The sequence below is a fragment of the Mesorhizobium sp. WSM4836 genome (assembly GCF_055811815.1).
In genome coordinates this window covers 19063-32948 of record NZ_JBVVQF010000024.1, presented here as the reverse complement: position 1 = coordinate 32948, position 13886 = coordinate 19063, and the positions used below count along the sequence as shown (strand labels likewise).

Below are 13886 nucleotides of genomic sequence, written 5' to 3'. Positions count from 1 at the left end.
TCAGCTAATTTGCCTTGGACATTATTTCGCCGGCCCCGTAACAAATCAGCGCCGAGACGCGAATATCGGGAGTGGACTCTTGTGAGCGGCAAGGACGAAGCCGAGCTTTCACGGCTATTGCGGGCCGCGATCGCCGGAGACGAAAGGGCCTATGCCGACTTTCTGCACCGGATCGCCGCGCTCGTTCGTGGCTTTGCCCGGCGCAAGATCGTGCAGGGCGGAGTGGATCCCGAGGATGTCGTGCAGGAAACCTTGCTGGCCATTCATGTGAAACGACATACCTGGCGCCATGATGCGCCAGTGCTGCCTTGGGTCTATGCAATCGCCCGCTTCAAGCTGATCGATGCGTTCCGGCGGCGCGGGCGGCGGATCGAGGTCGAGATCGACCAAATCGCCGAGACCTTCGCCGAGCCGGAATCGGAGACGGTGAGCGAGCGCGACGTCAACCGGGCGCTCGACAGTCTGTCACCAGCGCAGCGTTCCGTCGTCTCGGCCGTGTCGGTCGAGGGCCGGTCAATCGGCGAGACCGCGGCCAAATTCGGCATCAGCGAGACAGCGGTGCGGGTGTCGCTGCACCGCGGGCTTGCCGCCATTGCCAAACGGTTCGGGGCGGGGCGGGAATAATATGAGGACCGAAGATCTCATCAAGGCGCTCGACGCCGACGCCGCCCACAGCAAGGCGCTGTCGCTGGGCGCCGCCTGGTGGCTTGCAACCGGGGCGGCAATCGTGATCGCTGGTGTGGTTTTCTGGCTGACGATCGGCCCGCGCCCCGACATCGCCATCGCCATGCACACGATGCGGTTCCTGTCCAAATTCGTCTTCACCATCGCTCTTGCCGGCAGCGCCTTTGCCCTCGTCCGCGCGCTGTCGACGCCCGGTGCATCGACTGGCCGGGCGGCGAGCTGGATGATCGCCGCGCCGCTGCTGGTGATCGTGGCCGTGATCCTCGAACTCTTCGCCGTGCCTGCGTCCGACTGGGGCACACGCCTGGTCGGCACCAACATGGTCATCTGCCTGACCTTCATTCCGTTGATCGGCATCGGCCCGCTTGCCGTCTTTCTCGCGGTGCTGCGTCATGGCGCGCCGACACGGCCGGTGCTTGCCGGTGCCGCGGCGGGCCTGCTTGCCGGCGGGCTGTCGGCGACCTTCTATGCGGCGCATTGTTTCGACGATTCGCCGCTTTTCGTCGGTACCTGGTATACGATCGCGATCGGCGCCCTTGCCGTGCTTGGGGCGCTCGGCGGACGGCTTTTCGTGCGCTGGTAGCGGTGGCGATCAGCGTGTCGGAACGGGATGCTCGCCGCGATAGTCGTAGAAGCCGCGTCCGGTCTTGCGGCCGAGCCAGCCGGCCTCGACATATTTGACCAGCAGCGGGCAAGGGCGGTATTTCGAATCCGACAGCCCGTCATGCAGCACCTGCATGATCGACAGGCAGGTATCCAGCCCGATGAAATCGGCAAGCTGCAGCGGCCCCATCGGATGGTTGGCGCCGAGCTTCATGGCGGTATCAATGGCATCGACCGAGCCGACACCTTCATAGAGCGTGTAGATCGCCTCGTTGATCATCGGCAGCAGGATGCGGTTGACGATAAAGGCCGGGAAATCCTCCGAGACGGTGATCGTCTTGTCGAGCTGCTTTACATAGGTTTTTGCCGCCTCGAAAGTCTGGTCCTCTGTTGCGATGCCGCGCACCAGTTCGACCAGCTTCATCACCGGAACGGGATTCATGAAATGTATGCCGATGAAGCGTTCAGGGCGGTCGGTCTGCGAAGCCAGCCGTGTGATCGAGATCGATGACGTATTTGTCGCCAGGATGGCCTCGGGGTTGAGCTGCGGGCAGAGCTGGGCATAGATCTTGCGCTTGACCGTCTCGTCCTCGGTCGCTGCTTCGATCACCAGATCGGCGCCCGCAAGGTCGGCCATGGCCGGTGCCGCCGAAATGCGCGCCATCGACTCATTGCGCAGCTTTTCGTCGAGTTTGCCGGAGCCGACCTGACGGGCCATGTTGCCGCTGATCGTAGCGATGCCCTTTTCGATGCGGTCGGGCGAAATATCGTAAACCAGCACCTTATAGCCCGCCAGCGCCGACACATGGGCGATGCCGCCACCCATCTGGCCCGCGCCGATGATGCCGATCGTCTCGATCTTGCTCATTACCCGATCCCGTCGAGGCCTTTGCGGCCCGTTTTTTTGTGCACTGCAAACTAAAAGGGCGGGGCGACTTCGTCTACCCCACCCCTCAGAATTTAATACGCTTTGGCAGAAGGCGTCAAAGCGCCTTTTGCAGTTCCGGCAGAATGACGAAGAGGTCGCCGACAAGGCCGTAGTCGGCAACCTGGAAGATCGGCGCTTCCTCGTCCTTGTTGATGGCAACGATCACCTTCGAATCCTTCATGCCGGCAAGGTGCTGGATGGCACCGGAGATGCCGACGGCAATATAAAGGTCGGGCGCTACGACCTTGCCGGTCTGGCCGACCTGCCAGTCGTTCGGCGCATAGCCGGCATCGACGGCGGCGCGAGATGCGCCAACCGCCGCACCGAGCTTGTCGGCGACCGGTAGGATGACCTCCTGGAACTTCTCGGAGGAGCCCAGCGCACGGCCGCCCGAGATGATGATCTTGGCCGAGGTCAGCTCTGGACGGTCGGTCTCGGAGAGCTTGTTCTCGACAAAGCTCGACAGGCCGGGATTGGCCGCCGCCTGGACCGTCTCGACCGGCGCGGAACCGCCCTCGGGTGCTGCCTGGAAGGAAGCAGTGCGCACGGTGATGACCTTCTTGGCGTCACTCGACTGCACCGTCTGGATGGCGTTGCCGGCATAGATCGGCCGCTTGAAGGTATCGGGCGACACGACTTCGATGATTTCCGATATCTGGGCGACATCGAGCAGCGCCGCCACGCGGGGTGCGACGTTCTTGCCCGACGACGTCGCCGGCGCGATGATCGTCTCGTATGGCTCAGCAAGCGAAACGACGAGTGCCGCCAGCGGTTCTGCGAGACGCTCGGTCAATTCGTCAGCGTCGGCGAGCAGCACCTTGGTGACGCCCTTGAGCCTTGCGGCGGCGTCCGCTGCCGGCTTGGCGGCTTTGCCGGCAACCAGCACATGCACGTCCGAACCGATCTGCAGCGCCGCCGAAAGCGCCTTGGCGGTCTGGTCGGAAAGCCCAGCGTTGTCGTGTTCGGCAATCAGAAGAATTGTCATTTTTTATCCCTTCCTGGCCTTACAGCACGCCGGCTTCGTTTTTCAGCTTGTCGACCAGTTCGGCGACGCTCTTGACCTTGACGCCCGCCTTGCGGCCGCCCGGCTCCTCGGTCTTGATCACTTTAAGCCGCGGCTTGACGTCGGCGCCGTAGTCGGCAGGGCTCTTCTCGTCGAGCGGCTTCTTCTTGGCCTTCATGATGTTGGGCAGCGACGCGTAGCGTGGCTGGTTCAGCCGCAGATCCGCCGTGACGATTGCCGGCATCTTCAGTTCCAGCGTCTGCAGGCCGCCATCGACCTCGCGCGTCACCGTGGCCTTGTCACCGTCGAGCACGATCTTGGAGGCGAAGGTGCCCTGCGCCCAGCCGAGAAGTGCGGCCAGCATCTGGCCGGTCTGGTTGGAATCGTCGTCGATAGCCTGCTTGCCGAGAATGACCAGGCCGGGATGTTCTGCCTCTACGACGCCCTTCAGCACCTTGGCGACGCCCAGCGGCTCGGTCTGCTCGTCGGTCTTGACCAGGATAGCGCGGTCGGCGCCCATGGCGAGCGCCGTGCGCAAGGTCTCCTGTGCCTGCTGCGGCCCGATCGACACGACGATGATCTCTTCGGCTTTGCCAGCCTCCTTCAGCCGGATCGCCTCTTCCACCGCGATCTCGTCGAACGGGTTCATCGCCATCTTGACGTTGGCGAGTTCCACCGCCGAACCGTCCGCCTTCACCCGGACCTTGACGTTCGCATCCACAACCCGCTTCACGGGCACAAGGATCTTCATTTGCCTGTCACCTCTTTCACGATAGTCTCTTCACGCTCGTCGGGCGCGCTATAGCAGCGTGCACCTCTTCGGAGTTGTCGAAAGCCGACATTCCGGACGGAATTCTGGTCTTCGCCACGCCACTGGGGTGGCGCTTCCGTAGTTGCGGCGACCCCGCGCGTCAATATCCGGAGCGCACTCGGATCATCGGCGAAGCACTCAAGTCGTTCAGTCCGGACCGGAAACGCTTCCCCGGCCCCAGCGCGGCGCCTGCTGCGCAGGTTGTGCTTCGCTTGGCGCCGGCTCTGCGGCTACGGGCACCTGGCCGGCGACCACCACAGCCTCTTCATCCGCAGCGGCGAGCAGCGGCACCCCGCGGCTGCGCAAGACAAGCACCAGCACGGCTCCGGCGATGATGCCGCCGATATGGCAGGCCCAGGAAACCTGATCCTCGCCCCCCTGCGCGAACATCAAGATCTGGAACAGGATCCACAGGATGAGCGGGATGAAGGCCGGGATGCGCAACGGGATGCGGGCGAAGGCCAGCACCCATACCTTTACGCGCGGATAAAGGATCAGATAGGCGGCGACGACACCGGCGATGGCGCCCGACGCGCCGATCAGCGGCATTTGCGAATCCCAGGCAACCAGACCCTGGAAGAAAGCGCCGGCGATGGCGCAAAGCAGGTAAAAGACGAGGTAGCGGACATGGCCGAGTGCATCCTCGACATTGTCGCCGAACACCCACAGGAAAAGCATGTTGCCGCCGAGGTGGAAGATATCCGCGTGCAGGAAGGAATAGGTCAGATAGCTCAGGCTCTCCGGAATGACGACAAATTGCAGATCGAGCTCGACCCTGTCATGCACAACCGACGGGATGAAACCGAGGCCCAGCACCGCGGCGTTGGCGAAATCCTCGCCACCAAGCGTTGTGACAAAGTAGATCAGCACGTTGAGTGCGATCAGGCTGATCGTCACATATTGCTGCTTGATGTGCCGCAGCCGGTTGGTGTCGTAAAGCGGGATGAACATCGGGCCTCTCCCGCTTCGGTGGATTCAGCGGTTCTTGCCGGGAACCCATAGCACGTCGGCATTTCCGTTGTCATTGAGCGCGCGTGCGGCGACGAACAGAAAGTCCGAGACACGGTTCATGTATCTTATCGCCTCGCGGTTGACACGCTCGTCTGGATCTTGCGACAGCGACACCATGATGCGTTCGGCGCGGCGGGCCACCGTGCGGGCGAGGTGAAGGGCAGCCGCTGCAGGGGTACCGCCGTTGAGCACGAAGGATTTGAGCGGCTCGAGGTCCTTGTTGAGGAGGTCGATCTCCTGTTCGATGCGGTCAGTCTGCGAGGCGATGATGCGCAGCGGCTCGTAGTCGAGCGGCTTGCCATTGTCGGGGACTGCCAGATCGGCGCCGAGATCGAAAAGGTCGTTCTGGATGCGGCCGAGCATCGCATCGATCGCCGGATTTACTGCCGCTGTATGAATGCGGGCCATACCGATGCAGGCATTGGCCTCGTCGACGGTGCCGTAGGCGTCGATGCGAAGGTCGGATTTCAGCCGCCGCTCACCAGAGCCGAGGCCGGTGGTGCCATCGTCGCCAGTGCGGGTGTAGATCTTGTTGAGCTTGACCACGGGTTACCTCCCGGCTGGTGGCTGCTGCGTCACTTACGGGTGAAATACACTGCCAGCATGATCAGCACCAAGGCCACGAACTGCAAGAGCACGCGCGTCTGCATCAGCTTGTTGGAGGTCACGCTGGAGCCGCCGCGCATCATGTTGATGAGGCCGCGGAACAGCACGATCACCACGGCGACCATGACGAGAACGGCGAGGATGTTGAAGACGGTTGCCATGGTGTGTTCCAGTTGGATTGCGTTCAGGCGCGTTTGGCGAGCAGACGGTAGAGTACCGATGACGGCAGGATGCGTTTAAGGATCGCGCCGATCCTGGCCGGCACTGTTACCACATAATGCGGGCGCGGGCGCCGCGACAGAAGGGCATGGTGCAAGGCGGCATAAACCACCTCCGGCCCGGGTTTCAGCCGCGATGTGCTGCCGCCGGCTCGCAGCCGTTTGAGTTGCGCCGCATAGGCGAGGCGATGAACGGAATTCTCGTGATCGATATTCGCCAGGAACCATCCGAGGCTGTTGCTGGCGATCTTCGATTTCACCGGCCCCGGCTCGATCAGCGAAACATGGATGCCGCTGCCGAGGAGCTCTTGATAGAGGGACAGCATCAGCCCTTCGATAGCGTGCTTCGATGCCGAGTAGGCGCCGCGGAAAGGCACCGGCGCCAGGCCGAGGATCGAAGAGCAATGAACGAGACGGCCATGACCCTGACGGCGCATCACCGGGATGACACGGCGAGTGAGATCATGCCAGCCAAAGACATTGGCCTCGAACTGCTGCCGTAAAGCCTCGACCGGCAGGTCCTCGACGGCGCCGGGCTGCCCGTAGGCGCCGTTGTTGAAGAGCGCATCGAGCCGGCCGCCGGTTCGTTCCAGCACCGACGCCACCAGCGCCTCGATCGATCCGGGCTCGGTGTAGTCCAGATAAAAGGCCTCGATGCCGTCGGCCTCGAGCGCGGCGATATCCTCGGGCTTTCGGGCGGTTGCGAACACCCGCCAGCCTTCCGTCTTAAGAGCATGGGCGCAATAGGCGCCTATACCGGAAGAGGCACCCGTGACAATGATGGTGCGCAACTCTTCTTCGGGAGGACTGGTGGTTTGACCTAGGGTTGTCATTTACCGCAAACCCTTCCCATATTCGCGGCGTCGGGACAATCGAAGGGAACGCGGTTCTTGTTGCGGAAGATCGTAGCCCTCAAACGCGTCCTCTACGACGCGCTCGGCCATTTCAACACCGACGACGGCTGGGCAATGGCCAGCCATCTGGCGATCACCGCGCTGATGGCGCTTTTTCCTTTCCTGATCTTCGCCACGACGCTGGCGAGTTTTTTCGGCGCGCAGGCTTTCGCCGACACCGCCGTGCACCTTGTGTTCGACACATGGCCCGAGCAGATCGCCAAACCGATCGCGCGCGAAGTGCTCAACGTGCTTACCGTCCGGCGCAGCGACCTGTTGACCTACGGTATCGTGCTTGCCGGATACTTCGCCTCCAACGGCATCGAGGCGCTGCGCACCTCGCTCAACCGCGCCTATCGTGTCTCGGAAACGCGCGGCATCATCTACCGGCGGGTGCAGAGTATCGTCTTCGTGCTGATCGCGACGGCCGGGTTTTTGGTGATCAGCGTGCTGCTGGTCTTCGCGCCATTGCTGGCGCGGCTGGCTGAATCCCATTTTGAATGGATAAAACCCTATATGGGCACGATCACGCTGTGGCGTTACGTCATCGCCTCGGTCGTCATCATCGGCGGCCTGTTCGCCGTGCATTACTGGCTGCCGGCGGGCAAGCGCCGCTTGGTTTCGATCGTGCCTGGCATCATCTTCACGCTGGTTGGCTGGCTCATCGGGTCGACCATCTTCGCCGCCTATCTCGATCATTTCTCGTCCTATGTGACGACCTATGCCGGCCTCGCCTCGATCATGATCGCCGTCGTCTTCCTCTATATCGTCTCGGCGATCTTCATCCTCGGTGGCGAGCTCAACGCCGCGATCAGCCGCTATTTAGAGGCGCGTGCGAGAGTCGGCTGAGTCAAGCATGATCTTTTCCGAAAACCGGTTCCCACTTTTTGGGATCATGCTTTTGCTGGCTGAGCCGTCGCCAGCCCGACGCCGAGCGTCGCGATCGCCATGCCGGCAATCTGCAGCGGGCTCAATTGCTCGCCGAACAACGCCCAGGCAATGACCGCGGTGACGGCCGGCACGAGGTAAAACAGCGAGGCGACCTTCGACATCTCGCCGTCGCGGATCATCACCATCAACAGGAAGATGGCGCCGATCGACAGCACCAGCACGAGCCAGGCCATGGCGAAGATCAGTTCGCCATTGACGATGACCGTTCGGGTCTCAAAGGCGAGCGAGGCCAAGGCCATCACCAATGCGCCGCCGACATATTGCCAGAACGTGGCAGCTACCAGATCGCCGCCGGAGGCGAAACGCTTCTGCCAGATCGTGCCGGCGCTCATGCCGAGTACGGAGACCAGCGAGGCGCCCAGTGTTTCGGCCGTCACGCCGCCGCCGAGCGCGCCGAGCTTCGGCCAGAGCACGATCACCACGCCGATCAACCCGAGGCCGAGACCGGCCCAGTGGCGCGGCAGGATGCCCTCGCCGAGAAGCCGGCCGGCGAGCACTGCCGTGATCAGCGGCTGCAGGCCGACGATCAGGGCTGAAAGCCCGGCCGGCATGCCCCTGTGGATGGCCCAGAACACGCCGCCGAGATAGACCCCATGCATCAGGATGCCGGCACCGGTCGCGTGCAGGGCCTCGTCCCGGGTGGCGCGGCTCGAACCAAGTGCTGCCATCAGAGCGACAAACAGGATTGCGGCCAGGACAAAGCGCGCGGCCAGGAAAGTAAAGGGCTCCGCCCACGGCATGGCGTAGCGCGCGCCGATGAAGCCGGTCGCCCACAGGACGACGAAAGAGGCGGGGACGAACCGCTTAAGGCTGTGCATTTTCCGGAGGCCGCGGTGAATTCGGATGAGGGATCGACTGTCGCGACTGCTTAATGCGGTTCGGACCGGCAGGCAAAACCAAACCGTTGATCCATACACTGATGTTGATCCATACACTGATTTTGAATTGAAGGAGCCGTTGATGGCCGTCGGCTCACCGGTCTAGAGACCGACCAGCCGCCTCACATCGTCTGCCGATGCGCCCGCCTTGCGCTGGGTGGCAAGGCCAGCGTCACCAAGACTCTTCGACAGTTTTCGTCCTTCCGGGCCGAGGATCAGGCGATGGTGAAAATAGGCCGGCTGCGGCAGCCTAAGCAGTTGCTGAAGCAGACGCTGCACGCTGGTCGCGGAATAAAGGTCCTGGCCGCGCACGACATGGCTGACCCCCTGCAGCGCGTCGTCCGTGGTGACGGCGAGATGATAGCTGGTCGGGATTTCGCGGCGCGCCACGACCACGTCGCCCCAATCCTGCGGATGGGCCTCGACACGACGCGTCGCGGAGAGCGTTTCGTCCGTGTATTCGGCCCATGACAGGTCCTTGCCGGCGCGCGCCATTGCAGCATCGACGTCCAGCCGCCAAGCAAATGGCAGATTTTCTGCGATGCGCAGCTTGCGTTCAGTTGCCGGCAGCGCCTTGTCGACGGCGGGATAGAGCGGCACGCCGTCCGGGTCGCGAGGCCAGTCGCGGCCGCGCTTCTCGCTGTCGGCGATAAAGGCGCGGATCTCACTTCTGCTCATGAAGGCCGGATAGACAAGCTCTTCCTCGATCAGCCGCTCGAGCATAGCCCGATATTCGGCAAAATGCTCGGACTGGCGGCGCACCGGTTCCTCCCAGCCAAGCCCGAGCCATTTCAGGTCGCGAAAAATGCCTGCCTCGAATTCCGGCGTGCAGCGCGTCGTGTCGATATCCTCGATGCGCAGCAGCAGGCGTCCGCCCGCCGCCTTTGCCAATTTCTGATTGAGCAGCGCCGAATAGGCATGGCCGAGATGCAGTTCACCATTCGGGCTCGGCGCGAAGCGGAATGTCAGCAGTGTCATTGTCCGGCGGCAATCGGGTTGTGCGGCTCTTTCGCCAATTGCTACTTTGCGCCGGCGGCGTCGTGCGTCCAGAGGGACACGTGACGAAGCGTGCGGCACTTTTGATTTTGGAACAAGCAGACATGCAACGCATCGCCAGTCTCGACGACATTGCGCAAGGGCTGGATAGGCTATGCTTGCTCGACCCACGCCTCGAAAGAGTGCGCGGCATGGCCGGCGAAGTGCCGCTCAGGCTGTCGGAGCCGGGGTTCAGGAGCCTTGCGTCGATCGTCGTTTCACAGCAAGTGTCCCGCGCGAGCGCCGACGCCATCTTCGGCCGGCTGACGAAACTGCTCGACCCGCTGACGCCGCAGGCGATTCTTGTCGCCGATGAGGCGGTCTTTCGCGAGGCCGGGCTGTCGCGGCCCAAGCAGCGCGGCCTGATTGCCGTCGCCCAGGCGGTGGCCGACGGGCTCGACCTCGATCACCTTTGCCGGCTCGATGCAAGCGAGGCGATCGCGGCCATGACCAGGGTGCCGGGAATCGGCCCGTGGACGGCTCAAGTCTACCTTTTGTTTGCCGCCGGACATCCAGATATCTTTCCGGCCCGCGACGTTGCTTTGCAGAGCGCGGTCGGCCATGCGCTCGGCATCAAGCCGCGTCCGCCGGAGAAAATGCTGATCCGGCTTGCCGAATCATGGAGCCCGTGGCGCGGTGTCGCATCGCGGCTTTTCTGGGCTTATTATCGCGAATTGAAGGGCAGGGATGCCGCGCCTCCGGGCTGAATCCGCAAAAAAGCATTGAAATCATGCGTTTTTGAGCCCCGGCATGATCGACAATCCGCTTCACATCCCTGTCATGTCGGGCTTACAGTATCCGCGTCGACCGGTTCTAGGGTGAAGGAGGTCAACGACGTGACGGTTGCCGTATCTCCGGATGGGCTTCCAGCGCTGGTGCTGAATGCGGATTACCGTCCGCTCAGCTATTATCCCCTGTCGCTCTGGTCCTGGCAGGATGCCATCAAGGCTGTGTTCCTCGAGAGGGTAAACATCGTCGCCGAATACGAACACGCCGTCTCGTCGCCGACCTTTTCGATGAAGCTGCCCAGCGTCGTCAGCCTGAAGGCTTACGTGAAGCCCTCGAGGCATCCGGCGTTTACCCGTTTCAACGTCTTCCTGCGTGACCGTTTCCAGTGCCAATATTGCGGCACGCCAGACGATCTGACGTTCGACCATGTCATTCCGCGCCATCGCGGCGGCGCCACGACATGGGAGAATGTCGTCGCTGCCTGCTCGCCCTGCAATCTGAGGAAGGGCGGCATGATGCCGGCCCACGCCAAGATGTGGCCGCTGCAGAAGCCCTACCAGCCGACGGTGCATGATTTGCATAATAACGGCCGGCTGTTCCCGCCCAATCATCTGCACGAAAGCTGGATGGATTATCTCTACTGGGATGTCGAACTCGAACCTTGAGATCAATCGAGAATTCGGGATGCTGGCCGCGTGAAGCGATTTTCTGCGCTCCCGACTTCGCCGGCCGAAGCATTCATGAGCGGTTGTGGTGTAGCAGTTAAGGCTACGGCCGGCGTAGGTCGATGCTCACGGGCCCCGATGTCCGCTCCGCTTCGGTTCTCGACAATCGCTCCACACGACTCAGCCTGCCGAATTCTTAAATGATCTCGCGTTGGCGCAAGGAGCGAGCCGCTCAATCGTGGGCGAAGGCGCTGCGGAAGGCGACGACTGCCAGGACAAAGCTGGCGATGGCGTTCCAGCCGGCCAGGGACAGGCCGAGGATGCGGAGCGCCGCCTTGTCGCAGGAGGGCGGGACGAATTTGTCGAGCGCGTCGAGCACGCCCTTGCCGCCGATGTCCACTGGCCCGGCGGCTGCGGTGCAGTCGGTCGGGCCCGGCCACCACGCCCATTCGACGCCGGAGTGATAAACGCCGAGATAGACGCCATAGAGCATCAGCAGGCCGCCAACGGCCAGCAGGCCACGGCTTATCCAGGCTGGCGCGTGAAGAGCCGACGCAAGCACCGCCAGCAGCATCAAGGGCACGCCGACGTAGTAAGGCGTGCGCTGCTCGAGGCAGAGCTTGCAGGGGATGTAGCCGCCGAGATACTGGAAGGCCAGCGCCGAGCCGACCGTGGCCGCCATGGCGACGGCAAGGAACAGAGCGGTGCGCAGCCGCTGGCGTCCGGTATCGGCATTCACGGTCGCTGTCATCGGACTCAGTCCACTCGGTTCGATGCCATTCAGACGGCGTATTTGACGACGATATAGAGCAAAATCAGGGCAGCGGCGGCAGCGCCGGCAATCTGGCCAAGGCGCTTTTCGATGAAGTGGCGGATCGGCTCGCCATAGCGGCGCAAGAGCCAGGCGAGAAACAGAAAGCGGGCTCCGCGGGCAACGATTGCCAGCACGATGAACAGCAGCAAAGGAACGCCGATGACGCCGGACAGGATCGTTACCACCTTGATCGGCGGCAGATGGGCGAGGCCGGAGGTGACCAGCATCAGGATAATGAAGCCGACACCCGACGAGACGCGCATCGCCTCGAACTCGTCATATTTGCCATAAAATTCGAGGATCGGCCGCGCCACTGCATCATAGGCGTAATGGCCGATGAACCATCCGGCGATGCCGCCCAGCACCGATGAGACGGTGGCAACCAGCGCATAACGGTAAGCGCGATCCGGCCGCGACAGCGCCATCGGCAGATAGAGGACGTCGGCCGGCACCAGGAACACAGAGCTCTCGACGAAGGCGATGAAGGCCAGCCACCATTCGGCGGATTTGCTCGCCGCCAGCGACAAGGTCCAGTCGTAAAGTCCGCGAAGCATCGGCACTCCTAATGCGCGCCCAAACCGGTAGCGGTCTTGGGATCACGACATGTACAACAAAGACTTGGAAGCGCGCCGTATCAATCTCGTCGGACAAGGTGCGCTTCAATAACATGCGCCGCCTGTCTAGAAAGATTTTCCGCGCTGCACAATGGCAGCTGCTTCACGAAATCGAAAGGCTGGGCTTGGGCGAGACCAGATGTCGGGAATTGGCCGTTGACGGGGGGCGAAAAGCGCGGCGAGAGGGCGGGCCACGAGATGCTGATAATCGAGCTGAACTCGACTTTCAGGACCTGCAAACGATTGACCGGCCCGGTGGATCGCCGCCAGGGTTCGGCCTTGCGCATAGGCATCGGGAGCGGAGCCGTGACGTGCTGTTCGCCATCGACCGGGCCCTTGGGTACAGCCACGACCTCTATACCTGAAACCGGAGATTATTGGCGGCCGCACTGCAGGTCCCGGTGGGCCAGCCGGAAGGGACGATTGCGATCTCGCCGGGATTGCTCCGGTCGTACTGTCTGCGAGCTAGCTCTGGCGTCTCGCTGCAAAGAGGTTATCAGCAACAGCATCAAATGAGATCACGCCGGCCCCCCGTGTCACCACCAGCAGCAGCAACGAGGCCCACAGCAGATGCTCGGCCCAATTCTCCGGAAAAACGAAGATCTGGATAACCGATACGACACTGAGCAGCATCAGCGCGCCGAGGCGCGAGAACAGCCCCAGAAATAGCAGCACCGAGCCGGTAATTTCGGCGGTGGTCGCCAAAGGTGCCGCGATCGACGGAGCGATGAACGGCAGATTGTATTCGCTGGCAAACAGCTGCAGCGTCACCGGCCAGGATGCCAGCTTCGATTGCGCCGACTGCCAGAAGACATGTGCAACCGCGATGCGGGCGGCGAGCTGGACCAGCGAGAACGGGATGCGCTCTGGCAGCTTGATGACACGCCTGTAGAGGCCGATAAGCCCGGCGGGAGTGGACGAGGAATACTCTGGTATCGCGGTCATGATTGTCTCCGTCAGTTTGGGAAGGAAGATGTCGGAATCCGCACATCGGTAACGAGCCCGTCGCCGAACAGACGCACGAGCGCGCAAACGAGATCGAACGCCGGGTCGAGAGCGAGGGCGCGGCCTATCGCGTGTTCCAGGCCGAGGCCATGTTTCAGTGAATGCCGGAACGCGAAGTTCACGCGGTCGAGAAGAGCCAGGCGAACGCTGTCCCCGGTCCGCCACAACGCCACGCGTTCGGCTCGTCTTGTCCAGTCATGGGACTGGTCAAGAGCAGCCTGCTGCTGATGCGCCGTCCACACGGACAGGATCGACCAATGAGAAACGATCAGCCGCAGCGACGGCTGCAGCAGGATATCGGGCGAAGGTCCGAGATCGGCCTTGTCATATTCCGCAAGAGTGCGGGGCGGCAGCGAGGCCGCGTCGAGCGCCTCGGCAATGGCCCATTCGAGCCGCGCCGTTTCGGCCACGACCGGCATATCGGACAGCGTATCGATC

Annotated in this window: 19 protein-coding genes; 5 read left to right on the top strand and 14 right to left on the bottom strand. The window is 62.5% G+C overall.

The genetic code is table 11. The features are described from left to right. Positions 1–81: 81 nt before the first annotated feature. On the top strand, positions 82–624 hold the full coding sequence (locus tag AC0L2P_RS24830; protein WP_473504906.1) for a sigma-70 family RNA polymerase sigma factor: 543 nt from the start codon (positions 82–84) through the stop codon (positions 622–624). A 1-nt stretch (position 625) separates the two neighbouring features. After that, the gene (locus tag AC0L2P_RS24825; protein WP_473504904.1) at positions 626–1267 is read left to right on the top strand and encodes an NrsF family protein; all 642 of its coding nucleotides are present in this window, start codon (positions 626–628) and stop codon (positions 1265–1267) included. Positions 1268–1276: 9 nt separating this feature from the next. Here the strand turns inward: AC0L2P_RS24825 and AC0L2P_RS24820 are convergent, their stop codons facing one another. From AC0L2P_RS24820 to AC0L2P_RS24790, 7 genes are all read right to left on the bottom strand, one after another. Then, positions 1277–2155: a 3-hydroxybutyryl-CoA dehydrogenase gene (locus AC0L2P_RS24820; protein WP_473504902.1), complete on the bottom strand. Its 879-nt coding sequence runs from the start codon at positions 2153–2155 to the stop codon at positions 1277–1279. A 115-nt stretch (positions 2156–2270) separates the two neighbouring features. Further along, entirely contained in the window at positions 2271–3200 is a 930-nt protein-coding gene (locus AC0L2P_RS24815; protein ID WP_473504900.1) for an electron transfer flavoprotein subunit alpha/FixB family protein, read from the bottom strand. A 19-nt stretch (positions 3201–3219) separates the two neighbouring features. Continuing rightward, positions 3220–3969 (bottom strand): electron transfer flavoprotein subunit beta/FixA family protein, encoded by a 750-nt coding sequence (locus tag AC0L2P_RS24810; protein ID WP_473504899.1) that lies wholly within the window; start codon positions 3967–3969, stop codon positions 3220–3222. Between the two features lie 207 nt (positions 3970–4176). Beyond that, positions 4177–4980, bottom strand: a complete 804-nt coding sequence (locus AC0L2P_RS24805) for a rhomboid family intramembrane serine protease (protein ID WP_473504897.1) — start codon at positions 4978–4980, stop codon at positions 4177–4179. 24 nt (positions 4981–5004) lie between these two features. Beyond that, a complete protein-coding gene (locus tag AC0L2P_RS24800; protein WP_473504895.1) occupies positions 5005–5586 on the bottom strand; it encodes a cob(I)yrinic acid a,c-diamide adenosyltransferase in 582 nt (193 codons plus the stop codon). A 29-nt stretch (positions 5587–5615) separates the two neighbouring features. Then, positions 5616–5807, bottom strand: coding sequence for a twin transmembrane helix small protein (locus tag AC0L2P_RS24795; RefSeq protein ID WP_473504893.1), 192 nt, complete (start codon positions 5805–5807; stop codon positions 5616–5618). A gap of 23 nt (positions 5808–5830) precedes the next feature. After that, a complete protein-coding gene (locus AC0L2P_RS24790; RefSeq protein ID WP_473504891.1) occupies positions 5831–6697 on the bottom strand; it encodes an SDR family oxidoreductase in 867 nt (288 codons plus the stop codon). Between the two features lie 57 nt (positions 6698–6754). On the opposite strand from AC0L2P_RS24790, the gene AC0L2P_RS24785 reads away from it, so the two are divergent. Further along, positions 6755–7606, top strand: a complete 852-nt coding sequence (locus tag AC0L2P_RS24785; RefSeq protein WP_473504889.1) for a YihY/virulence factor BrkB family protein — start codon at positions 6755–6757, stop codon at positions 7604–7606. A gap of 44 nt (positions 7607–7650) precedes the next feature. Here AC0L2P_RS24785 and AC0L2P_RS24780 read toward each other — a convergent pair whose 3' ends face one another. Further along, complete coding sequence (locus AC0L2P_RS24780; RefSeq protein ID WP_473504887.1) at positions 7651–8526, bottom strand: DMT family transporter; 876 nt, start codon at positions 8524–8526, stop codon at positions 7651–7653. Between the two features lie 162 nt (positions 8527–8688). After that, positions 8689–9564, bottom strand: coding sequence for a tRNA glutamyl-Q(34) synthetase GluQRS (gene gluQRS, locus AC0L2P_RS24775; protein ID WP_473504885.1), 876 nt, complete (start codon positions 9562–9564; stop codon positions 8689–8691). A 122-nt stretch (positions 9565–9686) separates the two neighbouring features. Here gluQRS and AC0L2P_RS24770 point away from each other — a divergent pair, with 122 nt between their 5' ends. After that, positions 9687–10328: a DNA-3-methyladenine glycosylase family protein gene (locus AC0L2P_RS24770; protein ID WP_473504883.1), complete on the top strand. Its 642-nt coding sequence runs from the start codon at positions 9687–9689 to the stop codon at positions 10326–10328. A gap of 129 nt (positions 10329–10457) precedes the next feature. After that, complete coding sequence (locus tag AC0L2P_RS24765) at positions 10458–11015, top strand: HNH endonuclease (RefSeq protein ID WP_023677956.1); 558 nt, start codon at positions 10458–10460, stop codon at positions 11013–11015. A 232-nt stretch (positions 11016–11247) separates the two neighbouring features. On the opposite strand, the gene AC0L2P_RS24760 is transcribed toward AC0L2P_RS24765, so the two are convergent. From AC0L2P_RS24760 to AC0L2P_RS24740, 5 genes are all read right to left on the bottom strand, one after another. Then, positions 11248–11766: a disulfide bond formation protein B gene (locus tag AC0L2P_RS24760; RefSeq protein WP_473504880.1), complete on the bottom strand. Its 519-nt coding sequence runs from the start codon at positions 11764–11766 to the stop codon at positions 11248–11250. 29 nt (positions 11767–11795) lie between these two features. After that, positions 11796–12383: a YqaA family protein gene (locus tag AC0L2P_RS24755; protein WP_473504878.1), complete on the bottom strand. Its 588-nt coding sequence runs from the start codon at positions 12381–12383 to the stop codon at positions 11796–11798. 80 nt (positions 12384–12463) lie between these two features. Then, on the bottom strand, positions 12464–12793 hold the full coding sequence (locus AC0L2P_RS24750; protein WP_473504876.1) for a hypothetical protein: 330 nt from the start codon (positions 12791–12793) through the stop codon (positions 12464–12466). Positions 12794–12908: 115 nt separating this feature from the next. After that, complete coding sequence (locus AC0L2P_RS24745; RefSeq protein WP_473504874.1) at positions 12909–13388, bottom strand: DoxX family protein; 480 nt, start codon at positions 13386–13388, stop codon at positions 12909–12911. 11 nt (positions 13389–13399) lie between these two features. Next, positions 13400–13867, bottom strand: a complete 468-nt coding sequence (locus tag AC0L2P_RS24740) for a hypothetical protein (protein WP_473504872.1) — start codon at positions 13865–13867, stop codon at positions 13400–13402. Positions 13868–13886 lie beyond the last annotated feature (19 nt).

Excerpts from the sequence above, each read along its gene's own strand:
- AC0L2P_RS24810 (WP_473504899.1), bottom strand. The coding sequence starts at position 3,969 with ATGAAGATCCTTGTGCCCGTGAAGCGGGTTGTGGATGCGAACGTCAAG.
- AC0L2P_RS24745 (WP_473504874.1), bottom strand. The coding sequence starts at position 13,388 with ATGACCGCGATACCAGAGTATTCCTCGTCCACTCCCGCCGGGCTTATC.
- AC0L2P_RS24755 (WP_473504878.1), bottom strand. The coding sequence starts at position 12,383 with ATGCTTCGCGGACTTTACGACTGGACCTTGTCGCTGGCGGCGAGCAAA.
- AC0L2P_RS24760 (WP_473504880.1), bottom strand. The coding sequence starts at position 11,766 with ATGACAGCGACCGTGAATGCCGATACCGGACGCCAGCGGCTGCGCACC.
- AC0L2P_RS24825 (WP_473504904.1), top strand. The coding sequence starts at position 626 with ATGAGGACCGAAGATCTCATCAAGGCGCTCGACGCCGACGCCGCCCAC.
- AC0L2P_RS24740 (WP_473504872.1), bottom strand. The coding sequence starts at position 13,867 with ATGCCGGTCGTGGCCGAAACGGCGCGGCTCGAATGGGCCATTGCCGAG.
- AC0L2P_RS24770 (WP_473504883.1), top strand. The coding sequence starts at position 9,687 with ATGCAACGCATCGCCAGTCTCGACGACATTGCGCAAGGGCTGGATAGG.
- AC0L2P_RS24820 (WP_473504902.1), bottom strand. The coding sequence starts at position 2,155 with ATGAGCAAGATCGAGACGATCGGCATCATCGGCGCGGGCCAGATGGGT.
- AC0L2P_RS24790 (WP_473504891.1), bottom strand. The coding sequence starts at position 6,697 with ATGACAACCCTAGGTCAAACCACCAGTCCTCCCGAAGAAGAGTTGCGC.
- AC0L2P_RS24815 (WP_473504900.1), bottom strand. The coding sequence starts at position 3,200 with ATGACAATTCTTCTGATTGCCGAACACGACAACGCTGGGCTTTCCGAC.
- AC0L2P_RS24780 (WP_473504887.1), bottom strand. The coding sequence starts at position 8,526 with ATGCACAGCCTTAAGCGGTTCGTCCCCGCCTCTTTCGTCGTCCTGTGG.
- gluQRS (WP_473504885.1), bottom strand. The coding sequence starts at position 9,564 with ATGACACTGCTGACATTCCGCTTCGCGCCGAGCCCGAATGGTGAACTG.
- AC0L2P_RS24795 (WP_473504893.1), bottom strand. The coding sequence starts at position 5,807 with ATGGCAACCGTCTTCAACATCCTCGCCGTTCTCGTCATGGTCGCCGTG.
- AC0L2P_RS24805 (WP_473504897.1), bottom strand. The coding sequence starts at position 4,980 with ATGTTCATCCCGCTTTACGACACCAACCGGCTGCGGCACATCAAGCAG.